Origin of the sequence: uncultured Cyclobacterium sp. (assembly GCF_963976465.1) — a bacterium.
Taxonomy (GTDB): Bacteria; Bacteroidota; Bacteroidia; order Cytophagales; family Cyclobacteriaceae; genus Cyclobacterium.
In genome coordinates this window covers 1-18,467 of record NZ_CAXBOC010000035.1, presented here as the reverse complement: position 1 = coordinate 18,467, position 18,467 = coordinate 1, and the positions used below count along the sequence as shown (strand labels likewise).

Genomic DNA, 18,467 nt, shown 5'->3' with positions numbered 1-18,467 from the left:
ATGGGGGAAGGGCAAATAGATATGCAGGCAGATTACCTGATCAATGATAAAGAAGGCAAATTCTTTATCAAAGGGAGTATAGGGGCAATGAACCTGACAAGTCTAAACAACATGATAATGCCTGCTACCAGGGTGGCTCTCAAAGGGGGAAGGCTAGACAATTTATATTTTAATATTGTGGCGGATGAGTTTGACGGGACAGGTGATGTTATTGCGAAATATCACAATCTTGAAATAGAAATTCTGGATAAAAATTATAAACGAAATAGAAATATTTTTAGGGATATCGGGGCTTTTCTGGCCAACAAAATCGTTGTTAGAACCGATAATCCGCAAAAATCCGGTGATTTACAAAAAGGAGAAGTATATTTTCGTAGAGAAAAGCACAAGTTTATTTTTCATTATTGGTGGAACCTAATATTGAGTGGTCTGAAATCTACCATCACAGGTGACACCGAACAGGAACTTAGAGACAAGGCTGTCAATTAGTTCCTTTTCAAAAAAATGAACCATTTGCCTAATTTTAGGTTTATCTTAGTTATGCTCTTTTTTGTCAATCCTAATTAGTGTATAAAATTAAGAGTTGGCTTAAAAAGGTTGTAAATTGTGCCGTCTCTTTTGAAAACAAGAGGCAGTCTTGAGTGGCAATTGAAAATCGCCCCGGGCTAAATTTGTATTTAGCAACAATTAAATAAGTTATTGCTTAAATTTAGGCTAAACCAATTAAAGAGAAAATCCATACAATGTCAGTAGAAAATCAACCTTCTCAAGAACATATTGAAATATATGGGGCCAGAGAACATAATCTCAAGAACCTCGATCTTACCTTACCCAGAAATAAATTAGTGGTCATTACGGGCTTGAGTGGTAGTGGTAAAAGCTCATTGGCATTTGACACCATCTATGCCGAAGGTCAAAGGCGTTATATGGAAAGTTTTTCTGCCTATGCCAGGTCTTTTTTAGGCGGTATGGAAAGGCCTGATGTGGATAAAATTAACGGACTATCACCGGTGATATCCATCGAGCAAAAAACCACCTCAAAAAATCCACGATCTACGGTTGGGACGGTAACCGAGATTTATGACTTTATGCGGCTTTTGTACGCCAGATCTGGGGAAGCCTATTCTTACCTTTCCGGCGAAAAAATGGTTCGTCAAACCGAAGATCAAATCATTGATCAAATCTTCAATAACTTTTTGAATAAAAAGCTTTCCATACTTGCACCGGTTGTAAAGGGCAGGAAGGGTCATTATCGTGATCTTTTTGAGCAAGTCCGCAAAATGGGTTATTCAAAAGTGAGGATTGACGCTGAGATGGTCGATCTGGCGCCTAAAATGCAAGTAGATCGGTACAAGATCCATGACATTGAAATTGTGGTGGACCGGGTGCTTGCAGAGGAAAGTGATCGATACAGGATATCACAATCCCTAAAAACCGCCTTGCAACATGGCAAAGGAGTGATGATGTTGCTTGATGAGGAGGGCAATATCCATCATTTTTCAAAGTACCTGATGGATCCCCATACCGGATTAAGTTATGATGAGCCGGCGCCCAATTCTTTTTCCTTCAACAGCCCATATGGGGCTTGCCCTACCTGCAATGGTTTGGGAGTTATTGAAGAGATCACCCAGGAAAGCGTCATACCTGACCCTTCATTAAGCATCAGTAGGGGAGGAATTGCACCTTTGGGTGAGTATAGAGACATTTGGATATTCAAGAAAATTGATGCCATACTGAAGCGATACAAAGGCAGTTTGGCTACTCCCATTGAAAAATTGGATGAAAGAGTCATTCAAACCCTTTTGTATGGAGATAAAATGGAGGTTGCGGTGGATTCCGTGAAATACCCCGGAACAAAGTGGAACACTACCTTTGAAGGGATTTTAAATTTTCTTCAAAAGCAGAAGGAAGGAGGATCCGATAAAATTCAAAAATGGATTTCCGATTTCACCACCACCCGCACCTGTCCTGACTGTGAGGGTTACAGATTAAAGAAGGAAGCTCTTCATTTTAAAATTGCGGAAAAACATATAGGAGAACTGGCCCTAATGGATATTACCACTTTGGGAGAATGGTTTGAGAATATAGAAGAACGAATGACTGAGCGCCAGAAAATAATAGGCGTTGAGGTATTGAAAGAAATCAGGAAAAGAATCGGGTTTCTATTGGATATAGGCCTGAATTATCTTTCTCTCAATCGGCCTTTAAGAACCTTGTCCGGAGGAGAAGCCCAGAGGATTCGACTGGCCACACAAATCGGCACCCAGCTTGTAGGGGTTTTGTATATTTTGGATGAACCGAGCATAGGCTTGCACCAGAGAGACAATGTGAAATTGACCCATGCCTTAAAAGATTTAAGAGACCTTGGCAACTCAGTCATTGTGGTGGAACATGATAGGGACATGATGATGGACGCAGATTATGTGTTGGACATTGGCCCTGGAGCAGGTCGTCATGGTGGACAAATTGTAGCCAGTGGAACGCCACAGGAAATTTTAGCTTCGGATAGCCTAACGGCCCAATACCTTAATGGAGATTTAAGCATACCTATCCCGGAAAAAAGAAGGAAAGGTTCCGGTAAGAAACTCAAATTGAAAGGGGCGAATGGAAATAACCTGAAAAATGTTAACTTGGAAATACCACTGGGAACCATGGTTTGTGTTACCGGAGTTTCGGGTTCAGGAAAAAGTTCTCTGATTCATGAGACGCTATACCCTTTGCTCAACAGGCAGTTTTACAACTCCAAAAAGGAGCCTTTACCCTATAAAGAGATAAGCGGTTTGGAAAATTTGGATAAGGTGATTGAGGTGGATCAATCTCCTATAGGGAGGACGCCAAGATCCAATCCGGCAACCTATACAGGAGTATTTACCGATATTAGGGCCTTATTTACCGACTTACCTGAAGCTAAGATTAGGGGATACAAGCCGGGAAGGTTTTCTTTTAATGTAAAGGGAGGTCGTTGTGAAGATTGTGAAGGTGGAGGAATGAAGCTGATTGAAATGGATTTTCTTCCGGACGTGCATATTCCCTGTGAAACCTGTAAAGGCAAACGCTATAACCGGGAGACTTTAGAAGTGAGGTTTAAGGGAAAATCTATTGCTGATGTGCTGGACATGACTGTGGAACAAGCTGTGGAGTTTTTTGAGCACATCCCCAAGATCTTAAGAAAAATTCAAACCTTGCATGATGTAGGTTTGGATTATATAACCTTAGGGCAGCATGCTACCACTTTATCTGGAGGAGAAGCACAACGTGTGAAGTTGGCCACAGAGCTTTCCAAGAAAGATACAGGAAAAACCTTTTATATTTTGGATGAGCCTACTACAGGATTGCATTTCAAAGACATTGGGTTGCTTTTGGGAGTGCTTCAACAACTGGTAGATAAAGGAAATACAGTGCTTATTATTGAGCACAATATGGATGTAATTAAAGTGGTGGATCACATAATAGACCTTGGCCCAGAGGGAGGAGAGAAAGGTGGGGAAATCCTTTTTAGCGGGACTCCTGAAAAAATGGCCAATCATCCCAGTAGTCATACCGCTAAGTTTTTAAAAGAAGAGTTGAATAAGAGAGATTTGGTCCTGTAGGCTTTGGGAGGTCTAAAGCTGTACCTGTATTTTTTGCCCTATCTAGCGCTTTTGCTGTATAGGGCTACACTTTTTATACCATGGTTCATTGTACATTTTTAAGATGTAGGTCCCGGTAATTTTTATGATTATTGGGCAAATTTGAGAGGATTAGGCAAAATTTTGTCAAAAATCATTGTTTTTTTATTTTGGATAAATGACTGAGTATTAAGCCTTGTTAATTCGTTCAGGGGCAATTAAAGGGGTTTTTGCACCCAATGTTAAGAGAAGATTAATTCGCAGAATTTAATTTTAAAATTTCATAATTAACTTTTTTATATGGTCGTAGTTTTTTGATTCAATTTTGTGCCTGAATCTAATTCAGAATTAAAATCTAATACCTAACCATGAAGAAATTATTTAATTGGATGACGATCGCTACATTAGCTGTTACTGTTTTAACAGCTTGTAACGATGAGGACCACCTTAGTTGTAAAAAAAGATGGTACTACAATAGAAACTATAAATTATAATGGCGAAGTATCCGCGGCTTATGATTTCAATTATGAAGCCACTGAAGAAGATGCTGATAGTAATATAGTATTTGAAATTGTTGCTACAGATACGAATGGAGATACGCATACCTCTACATTTGTGGTTACTGTAGGTGAGATTGCTTCCGTTATCAGAGTTGATGAAAACATTACTTCTGATGAAGTGTGGGAAACAGGAAAAGTTTATGTGCTTGGAAGTAGAATTACAGTTACTGAAGGTGCTGAATTAACCATCCAACCGGGTGTCATTGTAAAAGGTGAAGCCGGATCAGGTGCTAATGCTACTGCCTTGGTTATCGCAAGAGGAGCCACCATTGAAGCTGAAGGTACTGCTGATCAACCTATTATTTTCACCTCAATAGCCGATGAAATTACACCGGGTATGATAGCAAGCCCTAACCTAGATCCTGATATTGATGGATTGTGGGGAGGATTATTGATTCTAGGAAGAGCACCAGGATCTTTTGCGGGTGATGTTTCAGAAGTACAAATAGAAGGTATACCACCTTCCGATACCAATGGACTACACGGTGGAGATAATCCGGAAGATTATTCAGGAAAACTTAAGTACATATCCATTAGACATGGTGGAGCCAATATTGGTGAAGGAAATGAAATCAATGGTTTGACTTTAGGGTCAGTTGGTTCTGAGACTATCATTGAGAACATCGAAGTTATCGCTAACCAAGATGATGGAATCGAATGGTTCGGTGGAACTGTAGATGTAAAAAATGCCATTGTCTGGAACGCTGGTGATGATGCTTTAGATACGGATATGGCTTGGTCAGGAACCTTAGATAATTTCATTGTAATCAATGGAAGTTCTACAGACCATTCACTGGAAATTGATGGGCCTGAAGGTTCTTTCAATGATGCTCATACCCTTCAAAACGGTATTATTGTAGGAAATGACGTTGCCGAGCTTGGCGATTTTAGAGATGGTGCCAGAGGTACTTTCAAAAACATCCTTTTCCAAGGTTTTGCTGACCCAGCCGAAACAGAAGGTAGAGGAGACCTATCAATTAGTGGAGACAAATCTCTTGAAAACTTTGATAATGGAGACCTTGCTTTTGAAAACCTTGAAGTGGTTTTAGAATATGGTGTAGCCCTTACCGATGTGTTCAAACATGGAACTGCGGCGCATGCGACAGCAGTAACGGCCGGTGCCAATACCGTAGGAGCTGATAAATCTGTATTCAGTGACTGGACTTGGTCTGCCGAAGCCGGAAACTTAGATAACCTATAACAATACCAACCACTATTTTTTGAAAGGGATGCGCTAAATCTCGTATCCCTTTCCAACTTTTTTATCTTATCGCTGTACTATTAAAAATAAATAAAAAATGAAAAAATTAAACTTTAGCTGGATCCTAATAGGTTTTCTGCTTTTGTCCTCCAATGTATTCGCCCAAAATGGGACGATTCGTGGAACTATCTATGATGAAGGAACCGGAGAGCCCTTATTTGGTGTGGCAGTATCTGTTGTGGGTGCACAATTAGGAGCTGTTACTGACTTCGATGGGGATTTTGAAATTGAACTTCCGGAAGGAGTTTATTCCATACAGGCCTCTTTTATTTCTTTCAATACTCTTCAATTGGAAGAGATCAAAGTAAACCAAGGTGAGGTTACCCTTCTCGATAACCTTAAGATGTCAGAATTTACTTCTGACCTTGAAACAGTAACCATTACGGCAGAGGCCATCAGAACCACTGAAGCAGCCCTCATGACAGTGAAAAGAAATGCACCTCAATTAATGGACGGTATTTCTGCAGCTGCCTTCCGACAGATTGGAGACGGAGATGCAGCATCGGCCATTAAAAGAGTAACAGGTGTTTCCATAGAAGGTGGGAAATATGTTTACATCCGTGGACTGGGAGACCGTTATACCAAGACCGTATTGAATGGAATGGATATTCCGGGATTGGATCCGGATAGGAATACCATACAGATGGATATTTTTCCTACAAACATCATAGACAATATCATCGTTTCTAAATCTTTTACTAGTAACCTATCGGCAGATTTTACCGGGGGGGTGGTAGATATTGAAACCAAGGATTTCCCTGAAGAAAAAACCATGCGCCTTTCTATCAGTGGTGGTTATAATCCTTCCATGCACTTTAATTCTGATTTTTTAACAACTGAAGGAAGTAATACAGATTTTTTAGGTTTTGACAATGGGTTTAGGGATATCCCCACAAAGGGAATTGCAGAAATCCCGCAATATGCAGATGTAGTAGGCAGCCCGGGAGGTGAGCAGGGTCAGCTGTACCAAAGTATTTTGCGTGATTTCAATCCTACTTTTGGTGGGACGAAAAAGCAAAACCTTATGAATTACTCTTTGGGATTCTCCCTTGGAGATCAATTCAAGCACGGAGACAATACTTTTGGTTATAATTTTGCAATAACTTATAAAAACACCTCTGAATTTTATAAAGGTGCAGAATTTAACCTTTATGCCAAACCAAGAGAATCAGATGAGACTGAATTGGAGCCTTTGGAAAAGTCAGGAGGTAATTATGGAGAGAGCAATGTATTGCTTGGAGGCTTATTTGGAGTAGCCTATAAAACCGATTATTCAAAGTATAAACTCAACTTTATCCACCTTCAAAACGGATCTTCCAAGGTGGGTAATTTTAACTTTGTAAACACCAATTTAGGAGCGGAATTTGAGGCAGATCAGTACAATATAGAATACAGCCAACGAGCATTAACCAGTTTGATGCTCAGTGGGGTTCATTATAGCAAAGATGGCGCTTGGGAATTGGATTGGAAAATCGCACCAACCTTATCTTCCATAGAAGATCCGGATGTAAGGGTACTAAGGTTCAGAGAACCTAACAAGACCATTTCATCTGAGGTTGGATTGCCCCAAAGAATTTGGAGGTCATTGGATGAACAAAACCTAGTTGGAAAGCTTGATCTTTCTAAAAACCATGTACTCTTTGGTGAAGCTGCCAAATTAAGATTTGGATCCTCATATGCCTATAAGCAGAGGGATTTCCTAATTCAGGACTTTCAGTTTGCCACGGGTAACTCTACCTTTACCGGAGATCCAAATCAGGTGCTTATAGAAAGTAATTTGTTCTCCGAAGACAATAGAAATGGAATCAGGTACAGCCCTTTATTTATTCCAAACAATCCGAATAGCTACAATTCAAACTTGACCAATGTTGGATTATATGTTCATAGTGAATTCAGTCCTTTTGAGAATCTTAAGGCAATTGTAGGCTTGAGAGCCGAGAAATTCGACCAGTATTATACCGGGAGTAATCAGACACAAACCATAGTATATGACAACGAAAAGGTGATGGGAGACCTCGATCTTTTCCCTACCATTAATTTGATTAGAAGCATAAAAGAAAACCAGAACCTTCGTTTCTCTTACTCAAGCACCATTGCCAGGCCTTCTTTTAAAGAAATGTCTTTTGCAGAAATTCTTGATCCAATCACCGGAAGAACTTTTATCGGCGGCTTATTTCAAGAGACAACCGATGGAGGAACTGAAGTTTTATGGGATGGGAATCTAGAAGCCACAAGGATAAACAATTTTGATTTGAGATGGGAGCAATTCCTTTCAGGAGGTCAGATGTTTTCTGTAAGTGCATTTTATAAGACCTTTGACAAACCAATTGAGATGGTTCAGTTCCTTTCTGACCCCGGTGCCTTTCAACCAAGAAATGTTGGAAACGGAACCGTGGCTGGTATAGAATTGGAACTACGTAAGTCATTGGCTTTTCTAAGCCCTTCATTAGAAACTTTCTTCTTTAATTTTAATGGTACCCTTACGGAATCTAGAATTAAAATGTCAGAGGCAGAATTAAGATCCAGGGCACTTACAGCCAGAGAGGGAGAAACCATTGATGATACCAGAGATATGTCCGGTCAAGCGCCTTATATTATCAATACGGGGTTAAGCTATAACAATTATGTTTCCGGTATTGAAGCAGGTATATTTTATAATGTCCAAGGTTCTACATTGAATTATATCGGATTTGGAAATAGGACTGATACCTATACTGTTCCTTTCCATGCCGTTAATTTAAGCTTGAACAAAACTTTCGGAGCCAGTGAGAAAGTGAAGGCCGGAATTAATGTTCAAAACTTGCTCAACCAATCTAGAGAGGAAGTATTTAGGTCTTATGGCGCTGAAGATCAAATTTTCTCAAGCTTAAACCCAGGTACGCTTGTGAATGTTAACTTTTCATATGCCTTTTAATTCATTTACTTGAACAGCCTGAAAAGGTTCAAGAAAGCCTATTTTTTGGTACTGCGATAACAGATTAAACTTTTAATTGAAAATATCCTTCCTTCCGGAGGGATATTTTTTTTGTCTTTATGTTAAGAAATTGTTAACTTTAGTTAACAATGAATTAATTTATAAAAATGCCTAAAGCACTATTTATATGGGGGTTACTTTTTTTTGCTGCCGTTTCAACAACGGTTTCGGCCAAAACCTATGTGCTTTTAACTGATTTCACCAAGCCTACAGCCTCAACTTCTCTACTGATGTCATGGCGTGTGGATAGTGAGAAATTTACCAAATTATATGAGCAATTGAGTAAAGACTATAATAGGTTAGGTAAGTCAAAAAAAATGGTAAAAAACATATTTTACCGTACACATCAACAACTGCTTCAACAATATGAACCATTCAGTATGGCCCAGGACACCTTTAATTCGGGGAACTATGATTGCGTGAGTGGATCATTGATTTTGGCAGGTTTACTTGATTATTTTGGGTTTGATTATGAAATTAAAGAAACAACGTACCATGTATTTTTGAAGGTGGCCGTTGAAAATGACTTTGTTGTACTGGAAGCTACGGATCCCATTGAGGGATTTATTCAGGATAAAGCCGCTATTAAATCTTTTCTAGATAAATACCAGAATGGATTCAATGATAGTAGTCAAAGAACTTTTTTGGCATCTAATCCAGGAGAGCAGGCATTGATTTACAGGAGTATTGATCTTCAAAAATTGATTGGGCTTCAATATTTTAATCAAGCGATCAAACATTACAACCACGACAATGAACTGCTAGCATATCAATTTAGTGTATCTGCATTAAAAATGTATAAGGCTGAAAGAATTGAAGGTTTTTCAGATTTTCTAAAACAAAGCTTGTCACTATCCGCATTACGTTAGGATCTTTGAAGATTAAATAAACAGTCCCTTTATCAGAATTGTCAAAGAAAAATTCATAGAAATCGGCCCCGATTAGGTACCCTTTACGCTACCAAGACTGAATCTGGTAAAGTAACATAGAAGCAATATTTACAATTATCTCATGCAAGGGTAGAGGTTCAGATCCTTGCTTATAGTTGTCCTACATTTAAATTTTATTAATGAATATAAGCCATCACTCTCTCCGGCCAAGTAAAATCAAAGGTAAGTTTAGTTTTTCAACAATGTAAGGCTATACGGGAAGACAAAAAAAGGGCTTCCTATTACCATAGAAAGCCCTTTTTAATGGTGTTATAATCTTTATTTTTCTGCCAACACATTACAATTATCGTAGGCTGGGTCGATATCTATAAAGACCTCTTCTTTGGCTAAAACAAACCAATTGGCAAGAATTTCTTCTTCTTTTTTTCTTCTTGCTGCTTCTTTTAGCTTTTCGTAATCATCAGAAATATTGGCCCTGTGGGCAGGGTATCGGTTTTTGTAATACAAAATCCTTACTCCGGGTTCTGATTGACCTCTTTGATCTACATCATCAAATCTGATGGTGGGGGTGATGTCACCTATTTCCATACTATCCAAGGTGAAAAAAAGAATTGGGTCTTCAAGCGTTCTGGAAGTCAGTCGGTTGGAACCTGAAGCAGGGTCAGTAAAAAAACCACCTGCATCTGAGGTTTCTCTATCGTCAGAATTTTCTTTGGCCGCTTTCGCAAATTCAATATTGCCATCGACAATCTCCTGTCTGAGGCTGTCCAGTTCTCGTTCTGCTTTTAGCAGATCATCCTCAGAAGGAGTAGGCCTGATCAAGATATGTCGGGAATTGAAAGTATTCCCTCTTCGTTCAAGTAGTTGAATTAAATGGATACCAAAAACCGTCTCAACAGGGTCAGATATTTCTCCTTGCTTCAATTCAAAGGCTGTAGCCTCATACTCAGGAGCGAGTTCACCTCTCTTAAAAAAACCAAGATCTCCTCCCTGTGGGCCGGAAGGACCTTCAGAATATTGTCTTGCCATGGAAGCGAAATCAGCTTCTCCGCTTAAAATTTTCGCCTTTATCTCAGCCAATTTATTATAAACTTTGTCCTTTTCGACTTGGCTAACTTCCGGTTTTTTTACGATCTGTCCTACGACCACTTCTGAAGAGAAAAATGGCAGTGAGTCTTTTGGTATAGAATTGTAAAATTTTCTTACATCGTTGGGAGATACTTGAAGGCCTTCAGTGATGACCCCCTGCATTTTTCCTACGACCAATTGTTCTTTAACAGCATCCTGAATTTCGCTTTTTAATTGGTCTCCGGTTTTACCATAATTCTCAATTAGCATTTCTTCATCTCCTCCAAACTGCTGTAGAACCATATTGAACCGCTGATCTGTCTGAATAATTACCTCCGCATCTGAAACGATTACCGAATCAATTTCCGCCTTAGCCATCATCATCTTATTGATTAGAAGGGATTCAAACACCTGACATTTAGTAGGTGCTTCGAAACCCTGTTGGACTTGTGAAGAGGCCTCCAAGTAGGCCTTTTGAAGATCAGAATCCAATATGATATAATTATCAACTTTGGCGATAATTTTGTCTAGTACTTGTCCACTGGGCTTTTTCTCCTGCTTTTTTTCATCTGTTTCGGCCGCATCGCTGGTATCTTGGGCCAATACAATCTGAAACATTGAAAGACCGAGCAGTAAGAATAAGCTAAGGTTTTTGGTCCATTTATTCATATATGGTAAACTCATTGTTTTTAAGTGCATTGTTGTAAATATCTCTTTTTAATTTTTCGGCTATTTCTGCTCTCCTTTTATTAACAATAATCTTGGAAATCTCATCCTTCACAAATTCCAAAGGTGGGACCTGGTCTTGTAACCTGTATTCCAAGATTTTAAAATAATAGGCATAAGTTTCGTCATCCACATGGATCAATTTTTCATTTCTGATCAATTGCACATGGTTGTTATTTTGGGTTAGTGGTGTATTTAAAATTATGTCATCAAAGTTGATCCAAGTGGAGTCTTCCATAAAGTAATTGTTAGCATAGCGGATGGCAAAGTCTTTAAGTTCTTGTTTTTTACTTTCCTCATCGCTATTGAGCAAACGCTCCAACTGTCGTCTTTGTGGCAAATCTTTTTCAAGCTTCACAAAGTTTGTTCGGACAATGATCTCCTTTAAAGCGAAGTTTTTATTGTTGTTTTGGTAATATTCTTCTATTTCCGCTTGGGTTACCTCTTTATTCAATTCTTCTTCAACGTAGTTTTTTTCATACTCATAAGCGATAAGGGCATACCTATAGTCCAGCAGTTTTCTGTTGATCTCAGCCTCGTTAATGGTTAAATTTTGACTCGCTTCCTTGATTACCAACTGTTTCTTTACCCAGCTTTGAATGTATCGATTGACCAGTTCCGCAGAATCCAGTTCCGGAGACATCTCTCTGCTTATGTGGTCGATATCTGAATGGTACAGATTTGCACTACCTACCGTAGCCACAATAAGATTGTCCGGGTCTTCTTCCTCATTTTTCATCTTGAACAAATCACAAGAAGACATGAAAAGCACAAGGCTAACTGCCAGCAATGATTTATTGAATAAGTGATCGATATATTTTTTCCTTCTCATCCTCATTGATCTGGATGTTATAATTTTGTTTAAGTTCAGTAAGTAATTGTTTTTCTAAAAACTGTTGGTAGTCCTGAATTAGCTTTCCTCGCGTTTCTCCAAATTGTTTTTGTCTGGCAGGTAAAGTTTCTCCTAAAACGAGTAGGATGCTTTCATTATTTCGTTTCAGCTTATGAAACCTTTGCTCTAAATCCAACCCGGTAAACAATTCATTATTTTCTATTTCGTAAATATTTTGGTTTACAGTAAACAGTAGTGGATTTTTTTCTAGGAATTTCACGCTTAGTTCATTGGCTAAACTATCTGAAAGCGATTTTCCCTGTAGCCAATTGGAAACTTCTGATATATCCTGACCATTATTTGATTGGAGTACCAGTGCTTTTACTCGTCTTTTCCAAAGGTATTGATCCCTGTGATTTTCAAAATAGGCGATCTGCCCCGCACTGTCTTCCAAAGCTTTTTGCCAAACTTCATGGTTCATCAACTCAAATAACAACATGCCATACTTGTATTCATTGACCAATTGCCGGTAGTCTAAGTTGTTTTCATAAATGTATTCTTCTTCCCATTGGGAGAAAAGATGGGTATAAAAATCGGTAAAAACCCTATCAAAATTAGCCTTAAGAAGATTGGTCCCCTTGGGGTCTGAAATTTTCATAAATTCGATAAATTCTCCCAAAGCTGCCTCCTTCCAATCGGATTGGATAATTGGTTGCGAATTAGTTTTGGTCAGTGCCTCCAACGCTTTATAAAGTTCAGCTTTTGGGCTTCCACTTAGTTTGGTGAAAGTAGCTTTGATATTACCGATAAGCGGCCCATTTTCAACAGCTTTAAACTTTGCTTTTTGCATGGCCAAAACTTGTTCTTTTATCATTTTTGATCTGCTGTCTCTTAGAATACTAGACTTGATCTTGGGCAAAACCTCCTCAAAAGGCGGTACCGGTTTAGCACCTTCCAATCGAATGATATGATAACCATAATTGGTTTTTACAGGGGCAGAAAAATCCCCCTTATTATTTAAGGAAAAGGCTGCATGTTCAAACTCAGGGACTAAGGCACCCACTCCAAACCATGGGATCATGCCTTTATTCGCTTTGCTGGCATCATCCTCAGAATAGGTATTCACCAATTCAGGCCATAATGATGGTTCTTCAAGTAGGGATTGATGGATTTGGTTGATTTTATTCCTCGCAATTTGATCTTCCTGGTCTCCTGTATTTTTTCCGGAACGAATCAAAAGATGAGAAACATGTAGTTGTCCCGGATTAGGTCTGCGGTCTTCTAGTCTGATAATATGGTAACCAAAATCAGATATGATAGGATTTGATATTTCTCCGGGGTTTAAACTGTAAGCAGCTTCTTCAAACGGTAAAACCATTTGCAAGGCAGTAAAATATCCAAGGTCTCCATTATTGTTTCTTGCAGAAGGGTCCTCAGAATAGGTTGCCGCCAATTGGTGGAAATCAGCCCCTGCTTCGGCTTCGGCCTTAACTTTTGCTGCCATTTTATATACAGCAATAGAGTCTTCCTTTGATGCATTTGGAGGAAACTTGAAAAGTATATGACTGGCTTTTACAATTTCTTGCATTCTGCTATAAGCTTTTCTTAACTCACCTTCTGTAAGAGAATTTTCCAGAAGGTAGGGTTTTTTCAAATCCTCCTTAAAGGCAGTGAATTCATTTTTAAAAGCTTCGGTTTGGTGCATGCCCAAATCCATGGCATGCTTTATTTTTAATTTGTAATCTACAAACAGCTGGAAATTTAGATCAAAATCCTCCTTGCTGATTGGCTTGTCTTCTTGTTGTCGGTTTTTATTTAGTACGTATAAAAATTCCTCAGAATAAGATGCCTCACCATTAATTTTTAAGAGATAGTCCGACGGTAGATTTGTTTCCTTGATTAGATCAGGAACCGGAGAGGCACTTGCAAATAAAATTGATACAATTTAATCTGCAATGTTACAAATTTTACCCCACAATTCGGGTTGTTGCCCCGGATAAGTGAAGGGATTTAACATTTATTTGGAATTGAGTTTTTTTATAAGTCGGCAGGTATTGATAGAATGGTTGGTTTCAAATTCTATTTTATCCATTATTTTTCGTACCAAAAGTAAACCCAACCCTCCTTTTCGTTTCTCTTTAATAACCGAATTGACCTCCGGAGATTTATACTTTTTCAAATTAAAAGCTTTTCCTGAATCCTTTATTTCAAAGACAATGTTGTCATCGCTTAGCCTTACCTTAAGTGAAATATAACTATTCGGGTTACAATCATGTGAATGAATGATAAGGTTGGCACAGACCTCCTCTACAGCCAAAATCAATTGATTCTGGCTGATATCATTTAGGTTGGTTGTGGAGAGAACTTCTGTAATAAATGTTCTCAATTCCGACAGCCGACTTTTTTCACAATATAACTTTAATTCATGCTTCATGGACTAATTTTTCGGCTTCCTCTCGGTTGTCTGTAATCGTAATCAATTGATCAAGGCCAAGGATATGAAAGACATTCATGACCTTCTCATTTAAACCATAAATAATAAATAAGATATTGTGTTCATTGAAATCCTCCAAATAGGACATGAACACGCCCAATCCTGCTGAAGATATGTATTGGAGTTCAGTGCCGTCCACCAATATATTCTTGATGTTGTCATTTAAAGCCTCCTGTATCACCTCATCCAACTCTACTGAATTGCTGGCATCAACTTCTCCTTGCAGGCCAATCGTTAAATGGCTTTTTTCAGCCGTCTTATTTATAGTTAACATATTCAATTATACGTTTTAAGCTATTATAAGTTTATGCATTAAATTTGATGACCAAAATGGAATAATCGTCATCCGGCAGGGTCTCTCTACCTACGAAATCATAAACTTCATCTACGATCTTACTTTTTATCTCCTTTGCCGATAAGGCCTTATAATGATCCAATAAAAGCCTTAATTTATCGTATCCAAATTCTTGGTTTTCTTGATTTTTGGCTTCCACTATTCCATCGGTGTACATTACCATAACATCTCCCGGTTGGTACTCTAAATAGCCCTCTTCCAAGTAGTTTTCATATCCTTCATTTCTAACGATTCCAAGCCCCATTCCTTTGATATTTAGGAATCGAGAGCAGCCTAAGCTCTGGGAATAAAACAGGGTAGGACAATGTCCGGCCCGGGCAAAATGAATTTCTTTTAAAGCAGTGTTGATGGTGTAATACGTAGTAGTAATAAAGTTGTTTTTTTCCAAGCAACGGTTCAATGCACTATTGGCTTTGGATAAAAACTTTTTTGGTGAGAAATTTAATTGTACCAGACTGTGAAACACACCTTTCATTTGCGACATATTGAATGCAGCAGAAGTTCCTTTCCCTGAAACATCTCCAATAATTAATGCAAAGTTTTCATTATCAAAGCGAAAGGTCTCATAATAGTCTCCCCCCACTTCATCGGCGGCCGCAGAAAAACCATCAATTTCAAAACTATTGTTGTGATGTAATTCTGAAGGAAGTAGACTTCTTTGTACCCTTTGAGCAATTTCCAGTTCTTCTCGGTATCGCTCATTTTTGATGGCCTCATTAAGTAACCTGTGATTTTCTATGGAAATGGAAGTTTGGCCAACAAAGGTGGTGATAATATTAATCATTTCTTTGTTAAAGCCATCCTTGACTTCCTTTAATAGAAAAATGTTTCCAAGGGATTTCTTATTTGCCGATACAGAAAGTACCAATACCGATTTGTAGGTTTCATGGGAGATTTGCCCATATAAGTATTCCTTTTTTATCGTAGATTGTTTGGTTAGATAAGAGGCGAAGGGCTCTACTTTTCTTAAAAATTCCAAAACTTCCTGCCTTTCGCTATTGCTAATAAATTTTTGTAACTGGATTATGGATGATTCTTCCGGTTCAGTAGGGTGCAATTCCAGCCAACCTGCATCTACATAGGCTGCACTCATGCAGCTGTCCATCAGTATATCCAAAACCTGCTCTTCATTTTCTCCCGGCTTAATGGATTGGCTAAGCTTTTGGAAACTTATGGCCTCAGTAAGTTTTTGTTCAAATACTGAAGATGTTGGTAGGTTAAACAATGTTACCAATAAGCTAAATATGGCGTACAATAGCACAAACACAAAAAGTCCCAGTAGAAAGAGGTTTTCAGATAGGTTAACAAAATGGATGTTTTGTTGGGTATAGGAAACCAAACGGAAGAAAAGGTATAGGGTACAGGCAATGATAATTACCATAAATAGAATAGATTTCCATTTTTCCCTGAAGGTTAAATATGGTATCCACTTTAAATTGATGGAAAGTATGGCGCCATAGATGATCAAAAAGATCAACCCAAACATAAAACCATAATTAAAACTAGCTTGGCTGATCAATACAAAAAACATACTGATCAGCAAAATCACCTCATAAGCTTGCCATTGCTGCACAATGGCCTTGCTTTTTTGATAAAGAATAAGGTGCTTCCAACTTAAGGTTGTGGATATTAGAAAAATGGAAACCACGGCGAAATTCACATGGTAGAAGAAATTCATCAGAAGGAGATCTTTCGATAGCCTGGAATCTCCTAAGAGATAATAAAAGAAAATAATGAGAAAAGAAGTGCCTGTAGCAATTAAACCTGTAGAGGCAGGTCTCCAAATAAAATCAATAAAATTTCGGTTTTCATTTTTCTTAATCGAATCATTGAAATAGATGTACAGCCATATAAAAAATAGAATTTCCAGGACCCATGTGATTTCTTTGCTAATGACCCCTTCCATTTGGTTGATTTCCCCAAATACCCTGATCAAATTGACCAATAGCAAACCCATCCAAGAAAGGACAGCCAGGAGGATGTATATTTTTCCTCTTTGTATTTGGGGTAACTTCACCATAGAAAATCTTACAATAATAAATATAGAATATCAGAAACCATCGGCTACAGTAAAAAACTATGAATGTTTGCGCTCTTTTATTTGATTCGGCTTACCCTGAAGAAGAAAAACTGCTCGCTTTTGGATTTTACCTATATTTAATTTGAATTTTATAACATAGTCGGTTTGGACCTTATTGAAGGCAATTTTAGCCCTTGATTTTATAAACTGGAAAAAAAAATAAATCCGGCGCGGTTAGTTAAATAACTAATGCGGCCGGATCCATTTGGTGCTTCCAAGAAACTCTGCAAGGGGTAGCTTTTTATTTAGGCAGTTCTTTTAGTTAAAGCATCTTTTAACTTTTTAGCAACAATTTTGTCTTGTCCTTTTTCCAACATAAAAACGGTTAGCCTTAAGCTTTTTGGTTCTTCCCAATCAATGGTTTCTATGGAAGGATCTCCATCTCTAAGATCAGCCCCAAGGTCCTTGGCAGAAAAGTCATGCTGAGTACCTTCCCAAGAAATTTTAAGGGATGGGTTGTGATTGGCAACCTCAGGAATGACCACTTCGGTTCTAATCCCCGGGATGCCGGCAATGGCTCCATCAATCAAAGCAACCCTGTTTTCCCAGGTTTCCCAGATTTTATCATGGTCTCTATTGATGAAAGTTTCCAAAGCCATGTACATGCCCAAGATCTCCTCTTTATTAACTTTTTGTCCACGACCAATATTTCCGCCTCTAGGTGGGGCACTAATTCTGGCTGCTTCAATCAGGTGTTTTTTCCCCATCAAAATACCTGCACTTTGCGGTCCGGCCATGGCTTTTCCTCCGGATATTGCTACCAAGTCAAAACCCATATCATTGAATCTCCATAAATTTTCAACCGGAGGGACATCCGCTGCAATGTCATTCATGGTAGGAATGCCGTGCTTTTTAGCGATTGCTACCCATTCTTCATGTTTTATTTTCCCTACAGGAGCCTCACGATTTAAAAACCACATCATGGCAGTTTTTTCGTTAATGGCTGCTTCTAATTCTTCTTTCGTCTCAATAAATATCAGCTTAACACCGGTGTTTGTAAGTGCATGGTGGTATCCATTGGCATGGCTTTTCTGAAGGATAACCTCCGATTTCATTCCGGTGCCTTCCAGAAAAGGTAGTTTTGCCGCTTTTTTGGCATCTTTTCCCGTTAATACGCCTGCCATACCTAAAACCAAGGCAGACCAGCATCCCGCCGTAACCATCGCGCCTTCTGCATGACAAAGTTTGGCAATTCTTTCTCCAACCCTGTCTTGGACATCGTTTAGCAAAACATATTTCTTAGAGGCCACATTAATGGTCTCCATAACTTCAGGTGGCATTAATGATGCCGTCATGGAAGTGTAATTTCCGGCCGCATTGATAAATGTTCTTAAGCCTAACTCTTTAATTAAATCCCTTTTCGCCACAGCTTCTGTAGCAGATGGTAAAGATTCAGCCAATAAAGTTCCACTTCCTGCCACCCCTCCCAAAATAGGTAGAGAAGCCAGACGCTTGATTAATTTCCTTCTTGATATCATGATGTTGTTAGTGTGATTTTAAGCCATCAATTTAACAATTATCGTCCGGCTTTTTAAAATTAGCTGAAAAATATATCATTTTTGAACAATGCTGTCCTAAATAATTTTTGATTTATCATTTGGTCTGTATTTGGATAGCAA

Annotated in this window: 11 protein-coding genes and 1 pseudogene; 5 read left to right on the top strand and 7 right to left on the bottom strand. The window is 38.6% G+C overall.

Annotated features, from left to right (window positions below):
• From AAC037_RS03535 to AAC037_RS03515, 5 genes and pseudogenes are all read left to right on the top strand, one after another.
• Positions 1-489, top strand: a pseudogene (locus tag AAC037_RS03535) (hypothetical protein); the annotation flags it as partial.
• A 254-nt stretch (positions 490-743) separates the two neighbouring features.
• Entirely contained in the window at positions 744-3,590 is a 2,847-nt protein-coding gene (gene uvrA, locus AAC037_RS03530; RefSeq protein ID WP_339901685.1) for an excinuclease ABC subunit UvrA, read from the top strand.
• 453 nt (positions 3,591-4,043) lie between these two features.
• A complete protein-coding gene (locus tag AAC037_RS03525) occupies positions 4,044-5,369 on the top strand; it encodes a hypothetical protein (protein WP_339901684.1) in 1,326 nt (441 codons plus the stop codon).
• Positions 5,370-5,466: 97 nt separating this feature from the next.
• Positions 5,467-8,343, top strand: a complete 2,877-nt coding sequence (locus AAC037_RS03520) for a TonB-dependent receptor (protein WP_339901683.1) — start codon at positions 5,467-5,469, stop codon at positions 8,341-8,343.
• Between the two features lie 167 nt (positions 8,344-8,510).
• Positions 8,511-9,272, top strand: coding sequence for a hypothetical protein (locus tag AAC037_RS03515; RefSeq protein WP_339901682.1), 762 nt, complete (start codon positions 8,511-8,513; stop codon positions 9,270-9,272).
• A 339-nt stretch (positions 9,273-9,611) separates the two neighbouring features.
• Here the strand turns inward: AAC037_RS03515 and AAC037_RS03510 are convergent, their stop codons facing one another.
• The 7 genes from AAC037_RS03510 to AAC037_RS03480 form a co-directional block, all read right to left on the bottom strand.
• On the bottom strand, positions 9,612-11,045 hold the full coding sequence (locus AAC037_RS03510) for a peptidylprolyl isomerase (protein ID WP_339901681.1): 1,434 nt from the start codon (positions 11,043-11,045) through the stop codon (positions 9,612-9,614).
• Positions 11,023-11,919, bottom strand: coding sequence for a peptidyl-prolyl cis-trans isomerase (locus tag AAC037_RS03505; RefSeq protein WP_339901680.1), 897 nt, complete (start codon positions 11,917-11,919; stop codon positions 11,023-11,025). Before AAC037_RS03505 ends, AAC037_RS03510 begins: the two co-directional genes overlap by 23 nt.
• On the bottom strand, positions 11,882-13,636 hold the full coding sequence (locus AAC037_RS03500) for a peptidylprolyl isomerase (RefSeq protein WP_339901679.1): 1,755 nt from the start codon (positions 13,634-13,636) through the stop codon (positions 11,882-11,884). The genes AAC037_RS03505 and AAC037_RS03500 overlap by 38 nt, the downstream gene beginning before the upstream one ends.
• 300 nt (positions 13,637-13,936) lie before the next feature.
• Positions 13,937-14,353, bottom strand: coding sequence for an ATP-binding protein (locus AAC037_RS03495; RefSeq protein WP_339901678.1), 417 nt, complete (start codon positions 14,351-14,353; stop codon positions 13,937-13,939).
• Positions 14,343-14,687, bottom strand: a complete 345-nt coding sequence (locus tag AAC037_RS03490) for an STAS domain-containing protein (protein WP_339901677.1) — start codon at positions 14,685-14,687, stop codon at positions 14,343-14,345. The genes AAC037_RS03495 and AAC037_RS03490 overlap by 11 nt, the downstream gene beginning before the upstream one ends.
• Before the next feature lie 31 nt (positions 14,688-14,718).
• Positions 14,719-16,788, bottom strand: a complete 2,070-nt coding sequence (locus AAC037_RS03485; protein WP_339901676.1) for a PP2C family protein-serine/threonine phosphatase — start codon at positions 16,786-16,788, stop codon at positions 14,719-14,721.
• Between the two features lie 305 nt (positions 16,789-17,093).
• Entirely contained in the window at positions 17,094-18,326 is a 1,233-nt protein-coding gene (locus AAC037_RS03480) for an aminotransferase class V-fold PLP-dependent enzyme (RefSeq protein ID WP_339901675.1), read from the bottom strand.
• Between the last annotated feature and the right edge of the window lie 141 nt (positions 18,327-18,467).

Bases quoted from the DNA above. Each gene is read 5' to 3' on its own strand.
- AAC037_RS03490 (WP_339901677.1), bottom strand. From the start codon at position 14,687: ATGTTAACTATAAATAAGACGGCTGAAAAAAGCCATTTAACGATTGGC.
- AAC037_RS03485 (WP_339901676.1), bottom strand. From the start codon at position 16,788: ATGGTGAAGTTACCCCAAATACAAAGAGGAAAAATATACATCCTCCTG.
- uvrA (WP_339901685.1), top strand. From the start codon at position 744: ATGTCAGTAGAAAATCAACCTTCTCAAGAACATATTGAAATATATGGG.
- AAC037_RS03510 (WP_339901681.1), bottom strand. From the start codon at position 11,045: ATGAGTTTACCATATATGAATAAATGGACCAAAAACCTTAGCTTATTC.
- AAC037_RS03505 (WP_339901680.1), bottom strand. From the start codon at position 11,919: ATGAGAAGGAAAAAATATATCGATCACTTATTCAATAAATCATTGCTG.
- AAC037_RS03495 (WP_339901678.1), bottom strand. From the start codon at position 14,353: ATGAAGCATGAATTAAAGTTATATTGTGAAAAAAGTCGGCTGTCGGAA.
- AAC037_RS03480 (WP_339901675.1), bottom strand. From the start codon at position 18,326: ATGATATCAAGAAGGAAATTAATCAAGCGTCTGGCTTCTCTACCTATT.
- AAC037_RS03500 (WP_339901679.1), bottom strand. From the start codon at position 13,636: ATGGATTTGGGCATGCACCAAACCGAAGCTTTTAAAAATGAATTCACT.
- AAC037_RS03520 (WP_339901683.1), top strand. From the start codon at position 5,467: ATGAAAAAATTAAACTTTAGCTGGATCCTAATAGGTTTTCTGCTTTTG.
- AAC037_RS03515 (WP_339901682.1), top strand. From the start codon at position 8,511: ATGCCTAAAGCACTATTTATATGGGGGTTACTTTTTTTTGCTGCCGTT.
- AAC037_RS03525 (WP_339901684.1), top strand. From the start codon at position 4,044: ATGAGGACCACCTTAGTTGTAAAAAAAGATGGTACTACAATAGAAACT.